The sequence below is a fragment of the Sphingomonas phoenicis genome (assembly GCF_047238005.1).
GTDB lineage: Bacteria > Pseudomonadota > Alphaproteobacteria > Sphingomonadales > Sphingomonadaceae > Sphingomonas.
The window spans coordinates 2,614,705-2,628,474 of record NZ_JBDFMC010000002.1 but is presented as its reverse complement, the minus strand read 5'-3'; the positions used below and the strand labels follow the sequence as shown (position 1 = coordinate 2,628,474).

Annotated in this window: 12 protein-coding genes; 7 read left to right on the top strand and 5 right to left on the bottom strand. The window is 68.0% G+C overall.

Annotated features, from left to right (window positions below; all coding sequences use genetic code 11):
* Window positions 1-24: 24 nt before the first annotated feature.
* Genes ABC319_RS13655 through ABC319_RS13645 form a run of 3 tightly spaced genes read right to left on the bottom strand, consistent with a single transcriptional unit; the run spans window position 25 to window position 3,187 of the window.
* Window positions 25-732, bottom strand: coding sequence for a gluconate 2-dehydrogenase subunit 3 family protein (locus tag ABC319_RS13655; protein WP_413070753.1), 708 nt, complete (start codon window positions 730-732; stop codon window positions 25-27).
* Entirely contained in the window at window positions 729-2,435 is a 1,707-nt protein-coding gene (locus ABC319_RS13650) for a GMC oxidoreductase (RefSeq protein WP_413070752.1), read from the bottom strand. Before ABC319_RS13650 ends, ABC319_RS13655 begins: the two co-directional genes overlap by 4 nt.
* Window positions 2,432-3,187, bottom strand: a complete 756-nt coding sequence (locus ABC319_RS13645) for a 3-keto-disaccharide hydrolase (RefSeq protein ID WP_413070751.1) — start codon at window positions 3,185-3,187, stop codon at window positions 2,432-2,434. The genes ABC319_RS13650 and ABC319_RS13645 overlap by 4 nt, the downstream gene beginning before the upstream one ends.
* A 299-nt stretch (window positions 3,188-3,486) precedes the next feature.
* Here ABC319_RS13645 and ABC319_RS13640 point away from each other — a divergent pair, with 299 nt between their 5' ends.
* Complete coding sequence (locus ABC319_RS13640) at window positions 3,487-4,800, top strand: GntT/GntP/DsdX family permease (protein ID WP_413070750.1); 1,314 nt, start codon at window positions 3,487-3,489, stop codon at window positions 4,798-4,800.
* A gap of 111 nt (window positions 4,801-4,911) precedes the next feature.
* Window positions 4,912-5,295 carry a hypothetical protein gene (locus tag ABC319_RS13635; protein WP_413070749.1) on the top strand — a complete coding sequence of 128 codons (384 nt, stop codon included), beginning with the start codon at window positions 4,912-4,914 and terminating at the stop codon, window positions 5,293-5,295.
* Window positions 5,296-5,505: 210 nt separating this feature from the next.
* Here the strand turns inward: ABC319_RS13635 and ABC319_RS13630 are convergent, their stop codons facing one another.
* Window positions 5,506-5,964, bottom strand: a complete 459-nt coding sequence (locus tag ABC319_RS13630) for a DUF1440 domain-containing protein (RefSeq protein WP_413070748.1) — start codon at window positions 5,962-5,964, stop codon at window positions 5,506-5,508.
* A gap of 32 nt (window positions 5,965-5,996) precedes the next feature.
* Complete coding sequence (locus ABC319_RS13625; protein ID WP_413070747.1) at window positions 5,997-6,497, bottom strand: RrF2 family transcriptional regulator; 501 nt, start codon at window positions 6,495-6,497, stop codon at window positions 5,997-5,999.
* Between the two features lie 110 nt (window positions 6,498-6,607).
* On the opposite strand from ABC319_RS13625, the gene ABC319_RS13620 reads away from it, so the two are divergent.
* The 5 genes from ABC319_RS13620 (at window position 6,608) to ABC319_RS13600 (ending at window position 13,768) form a co-directional block, all read left to right on the top strand.
* Window positions 6,608-7,516, top strand: a complete 909-nt coding sequence (locus ABC319_RS13620; RefSeq protein WP_413070746.1) for an NAD(P)/FAD-dependent oxidoreductase — start codon at window positions 6,608-6,610, stop codon at window positions 7,514-7,516.
* Between the two features lie 178 nt (window positions 7,517-7,694).
* On the top strand, window positions 7,695-8,432 hold the full coding sequence (locus ABC319_RS13615) for an ABC transporter ATP-binding protein (protein WP_413070745.1): 738 nt from the start codon (window positions 7,695-7,697) through the stop codon (window positions 8,430-8,432).
* On the top strand, window positions 8,429-9,868 hold the full coding sequence (locus ABC319_RS13610) for an ABC transporter permease (protein WP_413070744.1): 1,440 nt from the start codon (window positions 8,429-8,431) through the stop codon (window positions 9,866-9,868). Before ABC319_RS13615 ends, ABC319_RS13610 begins: the two co-directional genes overlap by 4 nt.
* Complete coding sequence (locus tag ABC319_RS13605; protein WP_413070743.1) at window positions 9,865-11,130, top strand: DUF3526 domain-containing protein; 1,266 nt, start codon at window positions 9,865-9,867, stop codon at window positions 11,128-11,130. The genes ABC319_RS13610 and ABC319_RS13605 overlap by 4 nt, the downstream gene beginning before the upstream one ends.
* A 22-nt stretch (window positions 11,131-11,152) precedes the next feature.
* Window positions 11,153-13,768, top strand: coding sequence for a TonB-dependent receptor plug domain-containing protein (locus ABC319_RS13600; protein WP_413070742.1), 2,616 nt, complete (start codon window positions 11,153-11,155; stop codon window positions 13,766-13,768).
* Window positions 13,769-13,770: the final 2 nt, after the last annotated feature.

Below are 13,770 nucleotides of genomic sequence, written 5' to 3'. Positions count from 1 at the left end.
CCAACGGACGAAACACCCCACGGGCTAGGCGGACGACCCCGTCAGCTTCAGCCCGGCGAGCACCGTCGCCAGATGAGCCAGCGCCTCCTTCGAGGGGCCCGGATAGGGGCCGGGCGTCGGCTGATCGCCGATATATCCCATGTCGGCCTTGCCCTCGGGCAGGGTGTAGAAGCCGAGCACGAACAGTTTGCGTATCGTGTCCATGAACGCGACCGGCGCGGTCATCGCCGCGGCCGGCGTCGCGGTGCCCAGGGCGTCCAGGATCACCGTCCGCTGCGGCACGGTGATCGCCGCAAAGGACTTGCCGTGCATCAGCCTGCTCTGTGCATCCAGCCAGCCCAGACCGCCGAGGACCTTGGCCCGATCGGCCTGCTGGGCAGGATAAGGCGCACTGATCCACTCGTCGATAAATGCGCCGACGCCCAGCGCACCGGCCCCGGGCGACACGTTGTCGGGGGGCAGAATCATATCGCCCAGCAGGTCGACCGTCGATCGCTGCGCCTTGCTCAGGGTCAGCGGCCACGTCACCTTGGGCTCGGTCAGCGCCGGATCGCGGCCATAACCCTGCGCAGGTACGGCAGCCGGGACCTCGGGCCAGCCGGCGACGGTATCGAACGGCGCAGCGGCGCTGCCGTCTGCCCCGACGGCGGCTTCCGCGGGCGACCACCGCGCCAGCGGCAGCAGCGCCGCTGTCATCATCCACTGCATCGTGGCGCGCCGCGACAGGGTCATGCGAAAGCTCCCGATTTGAAGCGGACGGCCAGACGTTCCGATGCGCGCAGCGCCAGCGCGAGGATCGTCAGGGTAGGATTCTTGTGAGCGCCGGAGGCGAAGGTCGCCCCGTCCATCAGCACGAGATTGCCGACGTCCCATGTCTGCCCGTAACCGTCGACCACCGACGATCGCGCGTCGGCGCCCATCCGCGCAGTTCCCAGCTCGTGGATGATCTCGCCACCGGCGGTCATGATCTTCTCGGGCGGCAGATCGGGATCCAGGATCGTGCCGTTCAATCGCTTGAACACGGCATGCGCGCTGCGTCGGCCGTGCGCAACCTGATTCACCTCGTTCTGCGACCAGCGGAAGGCGAAGCGCAGCACGGGGATGCCGAACCGGTCCTTCACGGTCGGATCGATCTCGCAGAACGTATCCTTGTTGGGGATCATCTCGCCGCGCAACGTCAGCCCGATGGTGGCACCCGACGCGTGGCGCACCGCCTTCTTCAATTCGCTTCCCCATACCCGCGGCAATGCATCCGCCGACGGAACGCCGAACCGGCCGCCGATCTCGAAATGATAGCCGCGCGCGAAGTCCAGCTCGCCGCGCTTCTGCTGCTGGTACAGCCAGAACGGGATGTAGATGTGCTGGCCACCGATCCCGTCCTCGTTATACCGGGGCCGATCGGCGAGCGCCGGGATGAAGGCGCGGAACGACGCGCCGGTCGAATCGGTCAGGTTGCGGCCCAATTCGCCGGACGAGTTGGCCAGGCCGCGTCCGCCTTCGCCGGAATTCAGCAACAGGCGCGTCGTCTCGCCCGTACCGGCCGCCAATACCACGGCGCGCGCGCGCACCTGATGGCGTCGACCCGTCTTGCGATCGACATACTCCACGCCGGCGGCGCGGCCGGGGGCGGCCATCGTCACGCGTGACACCATCGCGTCCGTCACCACCGTCAACCGCCCGGTCGCCTTCGCCATCGGCAGCAGCGACGTCGTCGTCTGGAACATCGCTCCGATCGTGCAGCCGCGCGTGCAGGGCGTGGCGTTCAGGCAGGCGCTGCGCGGCGCCACGTCGTCGGGCATGTCGCGCGTCAACACGGCGGTATGCGCCGGGCGCACCGGTATGCCCAGGCTCTCCGCGGCGGCCTTGATCAGCATCTCCGGCACCCGCGGCGGCGGCGGCGGCATCAGGCAGTCGGCCGGGGAGTCCGGATGGTTCTCCAGATCGATCCGGCCGCCATTGACGCCGATCATCCGCTCGACCCGGTCATAGAAGGGCGCGACGTCGTCATAGCCGATCGGCCAGTCCACTCCCAACCCGTCCCTCGAAAAGGGCTTGAAGTCGTACGGGCCCAGTCGCGGCACGTGGCGGCCCCAGTGATTGGTGCGCCCGCCCAGCATCCGCGGGCGGTACCACCGGAAATCGGATCCCTCCCGCATCGTGTAGGGCTCGCCCTCCACCTGCCAGCCGCCGTCGACCGTCGCGTCGAAATAGCCGAACGGCTTGTCGGGCGTCCCCACGCCGCGCAGCGGTGCGTCGCTCTCGGGTGCGAACATGTTGACCTCGGACTGCGGGTCGTAGTCACGGCCCGCCTCCAGCATCAGGCAGCGCAGCCCCGCCTTGGTCAGGCTGAACGCCGCCATGCCGCCCGCCGCACCCGATCCGACGATGATCACGTCGGCCACGGCATCCGCCGGTGTCTTCGCTTCGCCCTTCACTCCTGCGCTCCCTTCGCGCTCGCGCCGATCCGGCGCAGCTTGATGTTGCGAAATGCGACCGGCTCACCATGGTCCTGCAGCGCGATCACGCCGCTGGGAAAGGTGCCGAAGAACGGCATCCGCGCGAACTTGGACTGCGCCACCCGTCGCCTCCAGGCATCGTCGCCATAGGAAACATCGGCGGTCGCGACGCCGTTCAGCCACTGGCGAATGCGGCCGCGCTCGACCAGCAGCCGCGCGTGGTTCCACTGCCCGGCCGGACGCGACGCACCTGCGGGCGGCACGGTGATGTCGTACAGCGCGCCGGCATGATGCGACGGGATCTTGCCGTCGGCATGACCCGCATCGTCGAGGACCTGCATCTCCAGCCCCGTCTCGTAGACCTGCTTGGTCTGCGGCAGGTTGCGCGCCAGATAGAGCACGCCGCTATTGCCGCCGGGAGCGACCTTCCAGTCGAGCGTCAGCTCGAACGACCCGTACTCACCCGCGGTCACCAGGTCGCCGCCGCTCATCTCGCCGCTGGTCGATGTCAGTTCCAGCGCCCCGTCGCGTACCTTCCACAAGGGAGCAGGAGCGCCACCCCGGAACGACCGCCATCCGCCGAGATCGCGGCCGTTGAACAGCAACTGCCAACCCGCTGCACGCTCCTGTGCGGTCAGCACGTTGTTCGCCGGCTCTCGCGGCGCGGCTATCGACGGTGACGACGCGATCGTCAGCAAAAGGCACGTCAGCAGTCTCGATGAACGTCGCATCGGGTCTCTCCTGGGCTCGCCTGATCTGTCGCGAGCATATCTCGTCTCGTCCGGCCCATGTTGCATCATGGGTCAACACGCTGTCGCTTAAGCAGATTTGACGACCGCCCGCTAGGCTGCCCGGCGCCGCAGCGGCGGTCGCACGAGAAACGAGGGCCTCCGCCCTCCATGGCCCGTCTCCGCTCCGGCAATTTGCATCGTCGCTGTTCGAGAGGCCTTGTGGAACACGGTCCGCCTGTCATGACGGTGCCGCAAGCCACGCCGATGCCACACCTGTCGGCCTGAAGGAGCCGGGTTACATGACGCTTATCGCGATCCTCGCAGCGGTTCTGCTGTTGATCATCGCCATTTCGGTCGGTCGGGTTCACCCCTTCATCGCCTTCGTCGCGGCGTCGATCACCGCCGCCTTGTTGCTGGGCCTGCCGCTGGAGAAGATCGTCCCGACGATCGAGGCGGGCATCGGCGCGATGCTGGGGCCGATCGCGATCATCCTCGTGGTGGGCGCGATGTTCGGCAAGCTGGTGGCGGACAGCGGGGCGGCGCGGCGGATCGCCGACACGTTGTTCGGCTGGTCGGGCCAGCGGTTCATCAGCATCGCGATGGCCGCGACCGGCTTCATGGTCGGCATCCCGCTGTTCTATAATGTCGGTTTCGTGCTGCTCGTGCCGCTGATCTTCTCGATCGCGCACCGCGCGCAGATGCCGGTCGTATACCTCGCCATTCCGATGCTGGCCGGGCTGTCGATCGCACACGGCTTCCTGCCGCCGCATCCCTCTCCCACCGCGCTCGTGGCGCAGTTCGGCGCCGATATCGGCCGAACCCTGGTGCTCGGCCTGATCGTCGGCATTCCGACGCTGGCGATCGCGGGACCGCTGTTCGCGATGTCGATCCGCGGCGTCATCGCCCGGCCACCCGCCCTCTTCACGCCGACCGAACCGGCCGACCCGGTCGCCCAGCCCAGCGCGCTGCGCAGCTTCACCTGCGCGCTGCTACCGGTCGCGCTGCTGACCCTTGCCACCATCGTCCAGAACGGAGCCGCGGGCGGTTCGGCCGAGGCGGCGGTGACGCTCCTGGGCAATCCGACCGTCGTCATGCTGATCGCCCTCATCGTGGCGACGATCCTGCTGGCGACGACCCAAGGCCACACGCTGGCGCAGGTCGGCCGCGGTCAGGCACAGGCGGTAACGGATATCGGCGGCATCCTGCTGATCATCGCGGGCGCCGGCGCGCTGAAGCAGGTGTTCGTCGCGGGTGGTGCCGACGTGGCACTGGCGACGCAGCTGAACAGCATACCGCTGCCGCCGCTGCTGCTCGGGTGGATGCTGGCGATGACGATCCGCGTGGCGCTGGGATCGGCCACGGTCGCCGGCCTGACCGCCGCCAGCATCATGCAGCCGATGGTCGCCGCGCATCAGGCCGATGGCAGCCTGATGGTACTCGCGATCGGCGCCGGCAGCCTGATGTTCAGTCACGTCAACGACTCGGGCTTCTGGATGTTCAAGGAGTATTTCGGCCTGACCCTGAAGCAGACGTTCCGGACCTGGTCACTGATGGAGACGCTGGTGGGCGTGTTCGGCCTTATATTCACGATGATGCTGAGTGCCGTGATCTAGGCACAAACCGGACCGGGGTGGCCTCTTGTCCCACGCGAGGCTCACCTCGCCGATTTAGACCTTGGTCGAAGTGGCAAGGAAGTCGCAACATTTCGGCGAGATCGTCGATCCATGCAGCCGTCCTTCTACATCTCGGTCGACGCGTCACGCGACCTGATGCATTTCACCCTGGCCGGGTTCTACGCCCCGGCCGATGTCGCCCGCTTCCGGCAGGCGCGCGACGAGGCGCATCGCCTGCTGCTGTGCGCACCGGGCCAGCATCTTACCATCGTCGACATCCGCGACATGAAGATCCAGTCCCAGGAGAGCGTCGCCGCCTTTCAGGAGTTGCTTGCCGATTCCCGTTACCATGGTCGCCGGATCGCCATGGTGGTGTCCGCCTCGCTCGCCCGCACACAGATCAAGCGCGCTGCCGCAGAACGAGGCGCTGAGTATTTCCATTCGGTCGAGCAGGCCGAAGCATGGCTGCTGGACATCGTCGGGGCAGCGGCATGACCATTGACGCCACAGGTACCCGGACGCCCGACCCGCGATAGCCGATCCTGATGTCGCCGGTCGCGATGCCCATGTTCCCGGAGGCTGCCGCGCTGCCGTCGATGGCGATCCTGGCCACGTTGGCCACTATCGCCAGCCGGATCGCGCCGCCCGGCGCCTGAACTGGGCCCGGCTGCGCCGGCGGGACGACGCCGGAACCGCGGACCGGCCTTACGGCTTCAATGTTCCAGCGACCTGCGCTCGGACGAGTTCAGCCGTGCCGCCGAACACAAGATGAGATGCGTAGGAATACAGGTTGCTCGACAGCCCGGCGTTCCAGGGAGCCTCGCCCAATCCGACGGCCGGTACAGCAGCCTCGTCGATCAGCGTTGCCGTTGCGATACCGAACGCACTACCGAACCCGGCCGTCACGGCAGGCCGGAACTCCGCCGCGATCCCATAGGCGACGCCCAGGCCGATCCCGAGGGCATAGTGCACCGCCTGCCCGGCGAGCGGCTTGTCGGCGTCGACCACCGCCTGCCCCGTCAGCAGCGTGGCGACGCGATCGGCGGCCTTCTCCGTGGAGGGCTCGCTGTCGTTATCGTCATCGCCGGCTGACAAGGCCGCGAAGGCCGCCTGGAACCGATCCATCGCGAACGACGCCACCGCGCCGGCGACGAGCCCCGCCAATGCGCCTCGAAACAGTTTGTCATGCTGGGTGTTCATGGTCGATTTCCTGAATGTCGAACGGCCTTTGCCTGGCCGGTCGAAACGGTCGTTCGCCCATCCGGTTTCACTGCCTCGTTGTCCGCCATACGTCGATCGTAATCCGCGGCGATATCGGCCAGCGTCACGTCGGCCAGGCGACGGAGAAGCAGTGCCTTGGCTTCGTGCAGGGCGCCTTCCAGCGATCCGTTGACCGCCTGCTCCACGAGGCAAGCGGGTGCCGGATCCGCAGGGCCCAGCGCGAAGACGCGGCCCTCACCCAAGGCGCGATGAACATCGAGCATGGTGATGCGGTCCAGCCCGCGCGTAAGCGACCAGCCGCCGCCATGCCCCTTGACCGAGGTGACGTAACCGGTGTCGCGCAGACCCGCCATGGTTCGGCGCACCACGACGGGATTGGTCCCCAGCATCGTGGCGGCAGACTCCGATGTCAGCGGTCCTTCCATCCGTCCCATGTGGATGAGCAGGTGCAGCATTCTCGACAGGCGCGCGTCCAAGCTTCGATCCTCCCGACAGCACGCTTGCAACCTATCATGCCACTTTCGCTGTTGCAAATGCAGCCATGAACATTCATGTAATAGTTGCTGTTATGTGAAAGGAAAAGTGCGTGTACGACGTTATCGTGATCGGCGGCAGTTTCGCGGGCCTGTCCGCCGCGACCCAGCTGGCGCGCGCAAGACGCACCGTGCTGGTCATCGACGCGGGACTGCCCCGGAACCGCTTCGCGGACGAGGCACACGGCTTTCTGGGTCAGGACGGACGTGCGCCTGCGGCGATCATGCGCGAGGCGCGGTGCCAGCTGCTTCGCTACCCCACGGTGGAGATCCGGTCGGGGGAGGCGAGCAGCGCGGTCGCGGTCGACGGCGGCTTTGCCGTCGAACTCGCCGACGGTGGACAGCTGCACGCGCATCGGCTGGTTCTGGCGACGGGTGTCGCGGATACCTTGCCAGCCGTTCCGGGCATGGCCGAACGCTGGGGAGCGACCGTGCTCCATTGCCCCTACTGCCACGGTTACGAGGTGCGCGACCAGCCGCTCGGCGTGTTGGCTGCTCATCCCCTGTCGGCTCATCAGGCGATGCTGATTCCCGACTGGGGCCCGACCACCTATTTCACCCAGGGACATTTCGAACCCGATCCCGCCGACGTCCGCGCCTTCGCCGCACGCGGGATCGTGGTGGAGCGAACGCCGGTGGTCGAACTGCTGGGCGACGCGCCTGCGTTGGATGGCGTCCGGTTGGCAGATGGTCGGTTCGTGGAGGTGAGTGCGCTGTTCACCGCGCCGCGCACCAAACCTGCCACACCGTTGGCGACGATGCTCGGCTGCGAACACGAAGACGGACCGACGGGTCCTTACGTCAAGGTAGACCAGTGGGGCGCGACATCCGTGCCGGGCGTCTGGGCAGCGGGGGACGCCGCCACGCCCATGCACAATGCCACGCTCGCGTCGGCGGCCGGAGTTCTGGCAGGCATCGGTGCCCATCAGGCTTCCCTGCGGACTGCGGCGGACCACCGCTAGCGAGCGACTATCCGGCTCACGCATCTGCGCCGGATCGACGTTTCAACGCCTCGCTGCCTGCGCATCGATCCCGAGCATCCATCCGTTCGGGCAGCGCGCATCAATTGTGATATGTTGTAACATATCTGTTGACCTATGCGCCCAACGAAGCCAGATCGCGACCGAGCAAGGAGCACGCATGACCGACACCATCCCGCCGATCCGGATCGACGCACTGACGCTCGCTTATGGTCGGCACCGCGTCCTTGATGGCCTGACCCTGTCCGTCCCGGCCGCCAGCATCACGGCGCTGCTCGGCGGCAACGGCGCAGGCAAGTCGACGACGCTGGCGGCGCTGCTCGGCTTCGTGCGCGCCGATGGCGGCCAGATCGCCGTCTGCGGCATCGATCCCGGCGAGGATCCGGACGCGGCGCGGCGGCGCATCGCCTATCTTCCCGAGAACGTCGCCCTGTACGAACATCTCAGCGCCGTCGAAAACGCCGACTACCTCCTGACCCTGTCGGGCGAGCGCAAGGCGCGTGGCGACATCACGGATGCGTTCGCCGCCGCCGGCTTGCAGGAGCGCGCCTGGCACCAGCGGCTCGGCGGCTTCTCGAAGGGCATGCGTCAGAAGGTCGCCATCGCCGTCGCATTGCTGCGGCAGGTGCCGGTGCTGCTGCTCGACGAGCCGACCTCTGGTCTGGATCCGCGCGCAACCGCCGATTTCAACGCCCTGCTCCGCCAGGTGCGCGAGCGGGGCACCGCGGTACTGATGGTCACGCACGACCTGCTCTCCGCCGCCGAGGTCGCCGACGATATTGGCTTTCTCGAGGGGGGACGTCTCGTCGAGCACGTCGCCGCGACCGGGCCCGAGCGGTTCGACATCCGGGCGCTGCACGCCCGCTTCGAGGTGGATGGCAGCAGGCTGGCGGCATGAGCCCCGCCCGCCTGATCGCGCGCGACGAGCTGCGGCTGATGGCGCGCAACCGCGTGGCGGTGATCGCCCTGATTTTGCTCGTCCTGCTTACCCTGGCGGCCGTGCTCAGCTCCTGGTCGCACCAGCACGCCATCGCCGCCTTGCGGGATCGTCAGCAGCACCGCGCGGAGGCCGCCTTCGATGCCCAGCCCGATCGCCATCCGCACCGCATGGTGCATTACGGCACCTTCATCTACCGTCCGCTCGGGCCACTTGCCGCGTTCGACCCGGGTGTCGATGCCTTCACCGGCAACAGCATGTTCCTCGAGGGGCATCGCCAGAACACCGCCAATTTCGGCGATGTGCAGCAGAGTTCGCTCCTCGTGCGCTTCGGCCAGTTGACCCCCGCCTTCGTGCTTCAGGTGGTCGCGCCGCTGCTCCTCGTCTTTCTCGGCTTCGGCACGGTTTCTCGCGAGACGGAGCGCCGCACCCTGCGCCTCCTGCTGCTGCAGGGCGCGACGCGCCGGCAGGTTATTGTCGGCAAGCTGATGGCGCTGGGCACGGTGGCCCTGCTCGCCGGGTTGCCGGCGATGCTCGGGCTCGTCGCCATCGCCGCCCAGCCCGGCGCCCTCCCGCTGCCGATGCTGGTCATCGCCCTCGGCTATCTCGCCTATCTCGCCTTGTGGATGGTCCTGATCGTGCTCGTCTCGGCACTGGTGCGCCGCAGCCGCGACGCCTTGCTCGTGCTGGTCGCCATATGGGCGGTCGCCATCGTCCTGCTGCCGCGCGTCGCGCCCGACCTGGCCGGCGCGGCGGTGCCGCTCCGCAACAAGCTCCAGACCGATATCGCCATCGCGCGTGACCTGCGCACGCTGGGCGACACCCACAATCCCGACGATCCGCACTATACCGCCTTCAAGCAGGCCACGCTCCGGCGCTACGGTGTCGACCGGGTCGAGGACTTGCCCGTCAACTACAAGGGCGTACTGGCGCTGGAGGGCGAGCGGCTCACCGCCGCGCTCTTCGACCGCTATGCCGGACAGAGCTTCGCCGCGCAGGATCGACAGAACGGGCTCGTTCGCGTCGCCGGGCTGCTCAGTCCCGCCATCGCGCTGCGCTCGCTGTCGATGGCCGCCGCGGGTACGGACTTCGCCGGCCATCGCCGCTTCCTCGAACAGGCGGAGGCGTATCGCTACGCCCTCGTACAGCGCCTGAACCGCATGCAGGCCGAGGACGTCACCTATGCCGACGACACGGCGGAGGACGCCGGCGCCGACCGTCGCAAGCGCGTCTCCGGCCAGAACTGGGGCGCAATGCCCGATTTCCGCTACCGCGCGCCGCCGGCGACGATCCTGGCGGCGGGCGCCGCACCGGCCCTGCTCGTCATCCTCGGGTGGCTTTGCGCCGCCGCCCTGCTGCTCGCCCGCGCGACGCAGCGGCTGGGAGATCGCCGATGACCTTGTGGATGCAGGAAATCCGGCTGCTGCGGCGCGCCCGACTGACCACCATCGCGCTGACGCTGCTCGCCGGGCTGACGATCGCCGCGCTCCTGGCCGGCATGGCGGAGGTGTCGCGTCAGCGAGCGGCCATCGCCGCGATCCCGGCGGCCCAGGCGGAGGACATCCACGCGGTGGCCGACTATGTCGACCGCAGCAAGGACGCCGGCAGCGCCGCCTATTACAGCTTTTTCCCGACCTGGAACGCGCCCGCGCCGCTGGCCTTCGCCGCGCTCGGCATGCGCGACGTCTCGCCCTACATCCTGCGGGTGCGCGCACTCGGGCTCGAGGCGCAGATCTATGACGGCGACGTGTTCAATCCCGAACTCGCGCTACCCGGCCGCTTCGACTTCGCGTTCGTCCTCGTGTTCCTGTCGCCCCTGTTCGTGATCGCGCTGTTCCACGATCTCGTCTCCGGCGAGCGCGAGGCGGGGCGGCTGCGCGTGCTGGAGGCATTGCCGGGCGGCGGTCGCGCGCTGTTCCGCCGCCGCACGCTGCTGCGGACCGGGCTTCTGTGGGCGGCGCTGGCACTGCCCTTCTGCGTCGCCGCGGTCGCGTCCGGCGTGGGGGCGGCCGGCATCCTGATCGTGACGGGCGTGATCGCCGCCTACCTCGCGTTCTGGGTCGGGCTCGCCGCGCTCGTCTCCCGGCTGCGCTGGAGCTCGGTGGCCAACGCGGCGACCCTGGCGGCGACATGGCTCGTCCTCGTCCTCGTCGTGCCGACCCTCGCCCATGTCGCGATCAATGCCGCCCTTCCGATCGCTCAAGGGTCCGAGATCGCGCTCGCTCAACGCGAGATGGTCAACGGGGCATGGGACATTCCGCGCGAGGACACGATGCGCCGTTTCTATGCGCGCCACCCCGAATGGGCCGGCTCCGCCCCGCTCGGCGCCGAATTCCACTACAAATGGTATCTCGCCTTCCATCAGAACGGCGACGAAAGCGTGGCCGCCCGCGTGCGCGCCTATCGTCGGGGGCTCGAACGACGCGACGCCGCCGGCCGTGCCCTCGGCTGGATGCTGCCCTCGGTCGGTGTACAGGGGCTGCTTACCCGAATGGCCCGGACGGATCTGACGGCGCACCTCGCCTATCAGGATCGGATCCGCGCCTATCACCGTCGCCTGCGCACCTTCTTCTACACCTATCTTTTCCGCGACCGACGCTTCGGCAAGGCCGACTTCACCAGGGCGCCGGTCTTTCAGGATCTCAGCACGACCAACTGACCGCACAAGCCGGGGGGATTTCATGTCACGCTTCTGTTCGCTCGCGAGTGCGTTGCTCGCGACCGTCTTCGCCATGCCCGTGGCCGGTCAGGCCGCCGATCCGCAACCCACGCCAGCCATGGATGTCGGCGACGCGGAGACGGTGATCGTCACCGGCAGCCGCTTCGGCGGGCGTACCGCCACCGAGTCCTCGACGCCGGTGGACGCCATCTCCCGCGCGGAGTTGCAGCAGAGCGGCCGGGTGGACCTTCTGCAACAGCTGCGCGTCCAGGTACCCAGCTTCAACATCCCCCGCCCGCTCGGCTCCGGCGTCGGCGACTATCTCCTGCCGCCATCGCTCCGTGGCCTCGGCCCGGGTGAGGTGCTGGTGCTGATCAACGGCAAGCGACGCCACACCTCCAGCGATCTGAACGCCAGCAACGGCGTGGGCCGCGGCGACGTGTCGGTCGATTTCAATGCGGTGCCCTCGTTCGCGCTCGACCGGGCAGAGGTGCTGCGTGACGGTGCTGCCGCGCAATATGGCTCGGACGCCATCTCGGGCGTCATCAACCTGATGCTCGATCGCTCGGTCGGCACCGCGGCGCAGGCGACGTACACGCAGACCACCCGCGGGGACGGCGAAGGGTATCAGGTCAGCGTATCGTCGGGCGCGCCGATCGGCGCCGGCGGCGTCTTCCGGCTGACCGCGGAGATCACCGGCCAGAACGCCACCGATCGATCACGGCCCGACACGCGGCAGCAGTATTTCGGCATCAACGCGGCCGGACGTCCCGTCGCCCCCTCCGGCAATTTCGGCTCGGGCACCGGGCTTACCACATCGAACGGCGCGCTCGACCCGCGTGAGGCGACGATCGACCGCCGCGTCTTCCGCTTCGGCGATCAGCCGAACACCAACAAGAAGCTGTTCTACAACCTCGTCGCTCCCCTGCCCGGCGGGACGGAACTCTACGCGTTCGGCGGCTACAACCGGCTCGATGGAGATATCGAGTACTTCTTTCGCCGCGCCGGCCAGGACGAGACGTTGCGCGCCTTCTACCCGGATGGCTACAGGCCGCGGCTCGATTCCCGGATTGAGAATCTCTCCACCGCGATCGGCCTGCGGGGGCAGGATCTCGCCGGCTTCGGCTGGGACCTGTCGACCGTCTACGGCGTCAATACGCAGGACCTGACATACGAAAACAGCGTCAACGTCTCGCTCGGCACCGCGTCGCCGACGCGCTTCTATCGCCTCGGGTCCGACTTCTACCAGTGGACCAGCAATCTCGATCTGACCCGGGATATCGAGGTCGGCGATGACGCTCCGCTGCAGCTCGCGGCGGGGCTGGAGTATCGCGAGGAGACCTACCGCCTCTTCTCGGGCAGCCCCGATGGATCCCGCAACGGCGGGGTGCCGATCCTTGACGGCCCCAATGCCGGCCGCCCCGCCATCATCGGCGCGCAGCCCGGGCCCAGCAACGGGCCGGATGATCGTGCCTCGCTGTCGCGGCACAGCTACGCCCTGTACGGCGAGGTACAGAAACGGTTCTTCGGGCGGCTTCTCCTCTCCGGCGCCGTACGGCACGAGAGCTATTCCGACTTCGGCGACACCACCAACTACAAGCTGGCGGGCCGGGTCGAGTTGATCGGCGGCTTTGCCGTGCGCGGCTCGTACAATACCGCGTTCCGCGCTCCCGCTCTCGCGCAATCGGGCTACAACGCATCGAACACGCTGATCCTCAACGGCGCGCAGGCCATCGTGCGCGTGGCGGCGGTGGACAGCGCCGTGGCAAGGCTCGCCGGCGCGGACGATCTGAAGCCCGAGACGTCGCGGAATCTCTCCGCCGGCATCGTCTTCGCCGCCGGCGGCGTCACCGCCGCGCTCGATGGCTACCGGATCAGGCTCCGCGATCGCATCGCCATCTCGTCCACGTTCCAGGATGCCCGGCTCACCAGCTTCCTCGCCGCGAACGGTCAGGCCGGCTTCAGCGCCCTGTCCTACCTCACCAATGCGGTGGACACGACCACCCGCGGGATCGACCTGGTCATCAACGCGCGCCACCGCTTCTCCGACGGCAGCCTGTTCGCCGGCACGCTCGCGGGCAACTACAACAAGACCGGTTTCGATCGCATCGCCGGCACCCCTGCGCCCATCGCCGCGCTCGGCATCGCCACGCCGCTGTTCGACCTCACGCAGCAGCTGCGCTTCTCCGACAGTCTGCCGCGCGACAAGGTGACGCTCGATCTCAACTACACGCGCGGAGCCGTGACCTTCTCGGTCACCAACACGCGCTATGGCGAGGTTTCCACGGTGGCGCTCGTCAATCGCACGCCCGCGCAGATCGCCGCGCTCATCCCGGGGTTCGACACGCGTCTGGTCCGCGTCGGCACCACTGCCAACTCGGACATCATCCAGACGTTCGGGGCCAAGGTGCTGACCGATGTCGAACTGTCATGGCAGGCGACGAGCGCCCTGCGCCTGAGCGCGGGGGCACAGAACCTGTTCGACGTCTATCCGGACAGGAACATCGCCTCCACCGTCGCCAGCGTCGCAGCCGGCACGAACGGCGCCGACAATGCCGGGACACAGCCGTACAACGCCATCTCGCCTTTCGGCTTCAATGGCCGATCCGTCTTCGTCCGCCTGGGGGTGAGCCTCTGAAG

Bases quoted from the DNA above. Each gene is read 5' to 3' on its own strand.
- ABC319_RS13615 (WP_413070745.1), top strand. From the start codon at position 7,695: ATGACCGACACCATCCCGCCGATCCGGATCGACGCACTGACGCTCGCT.
- ABC319_RS13655 (WP_413070753.1), bottom strand. From the start codon at position 732: ATGACCCTGTCGCGGCGCGCCACGATGCAGTGGATGATGACAGCGGCG.
- ABC319_RS13635 (WP_413070749.1), top strand. From the start codon at position 4,912: ATGCAGCCGTCCTTCTACATCTCGGTCGACGCGTCACGCGACCTGATG.
- ABC319_RS13605 (WP_413070743.1), top strand. From the start codon at position 9,865: ATGACCTTGTGGATGCAGGAAATCCGGCTGCTGCGGCGCGCCCGACTG.
- ABC319_RS13645 (WP_413070751.1), bottom strand. From the start codon at position 3,187: ATGCGACGTTCATCGAGACTGCTGACGTGCCTTTTGCTGACGATCGCG.
- ABC319_RS13610 (WP_413070744.1), top strand. From the start codon at position 8,429: ATGAGCCCCGCCCGCCTGATCGCGCGCGACGAGCTGCGGCTGATGGCG.
- ABC319_RS13600 (WP_413070742.1), top strand. From the start codon at position 11,153: ATGTCACGCTTCTGTTCGCTCGCGAGTGCGTTGCTCGCGACCGTCTTC.
- ABC319_RS13640 (WP_413070750.1), top strand. From the start codon at position 3,487: ATGACGCTTATCGCGATCCTCGCAGCGGTTCTGCTGTTGATCATCGCC.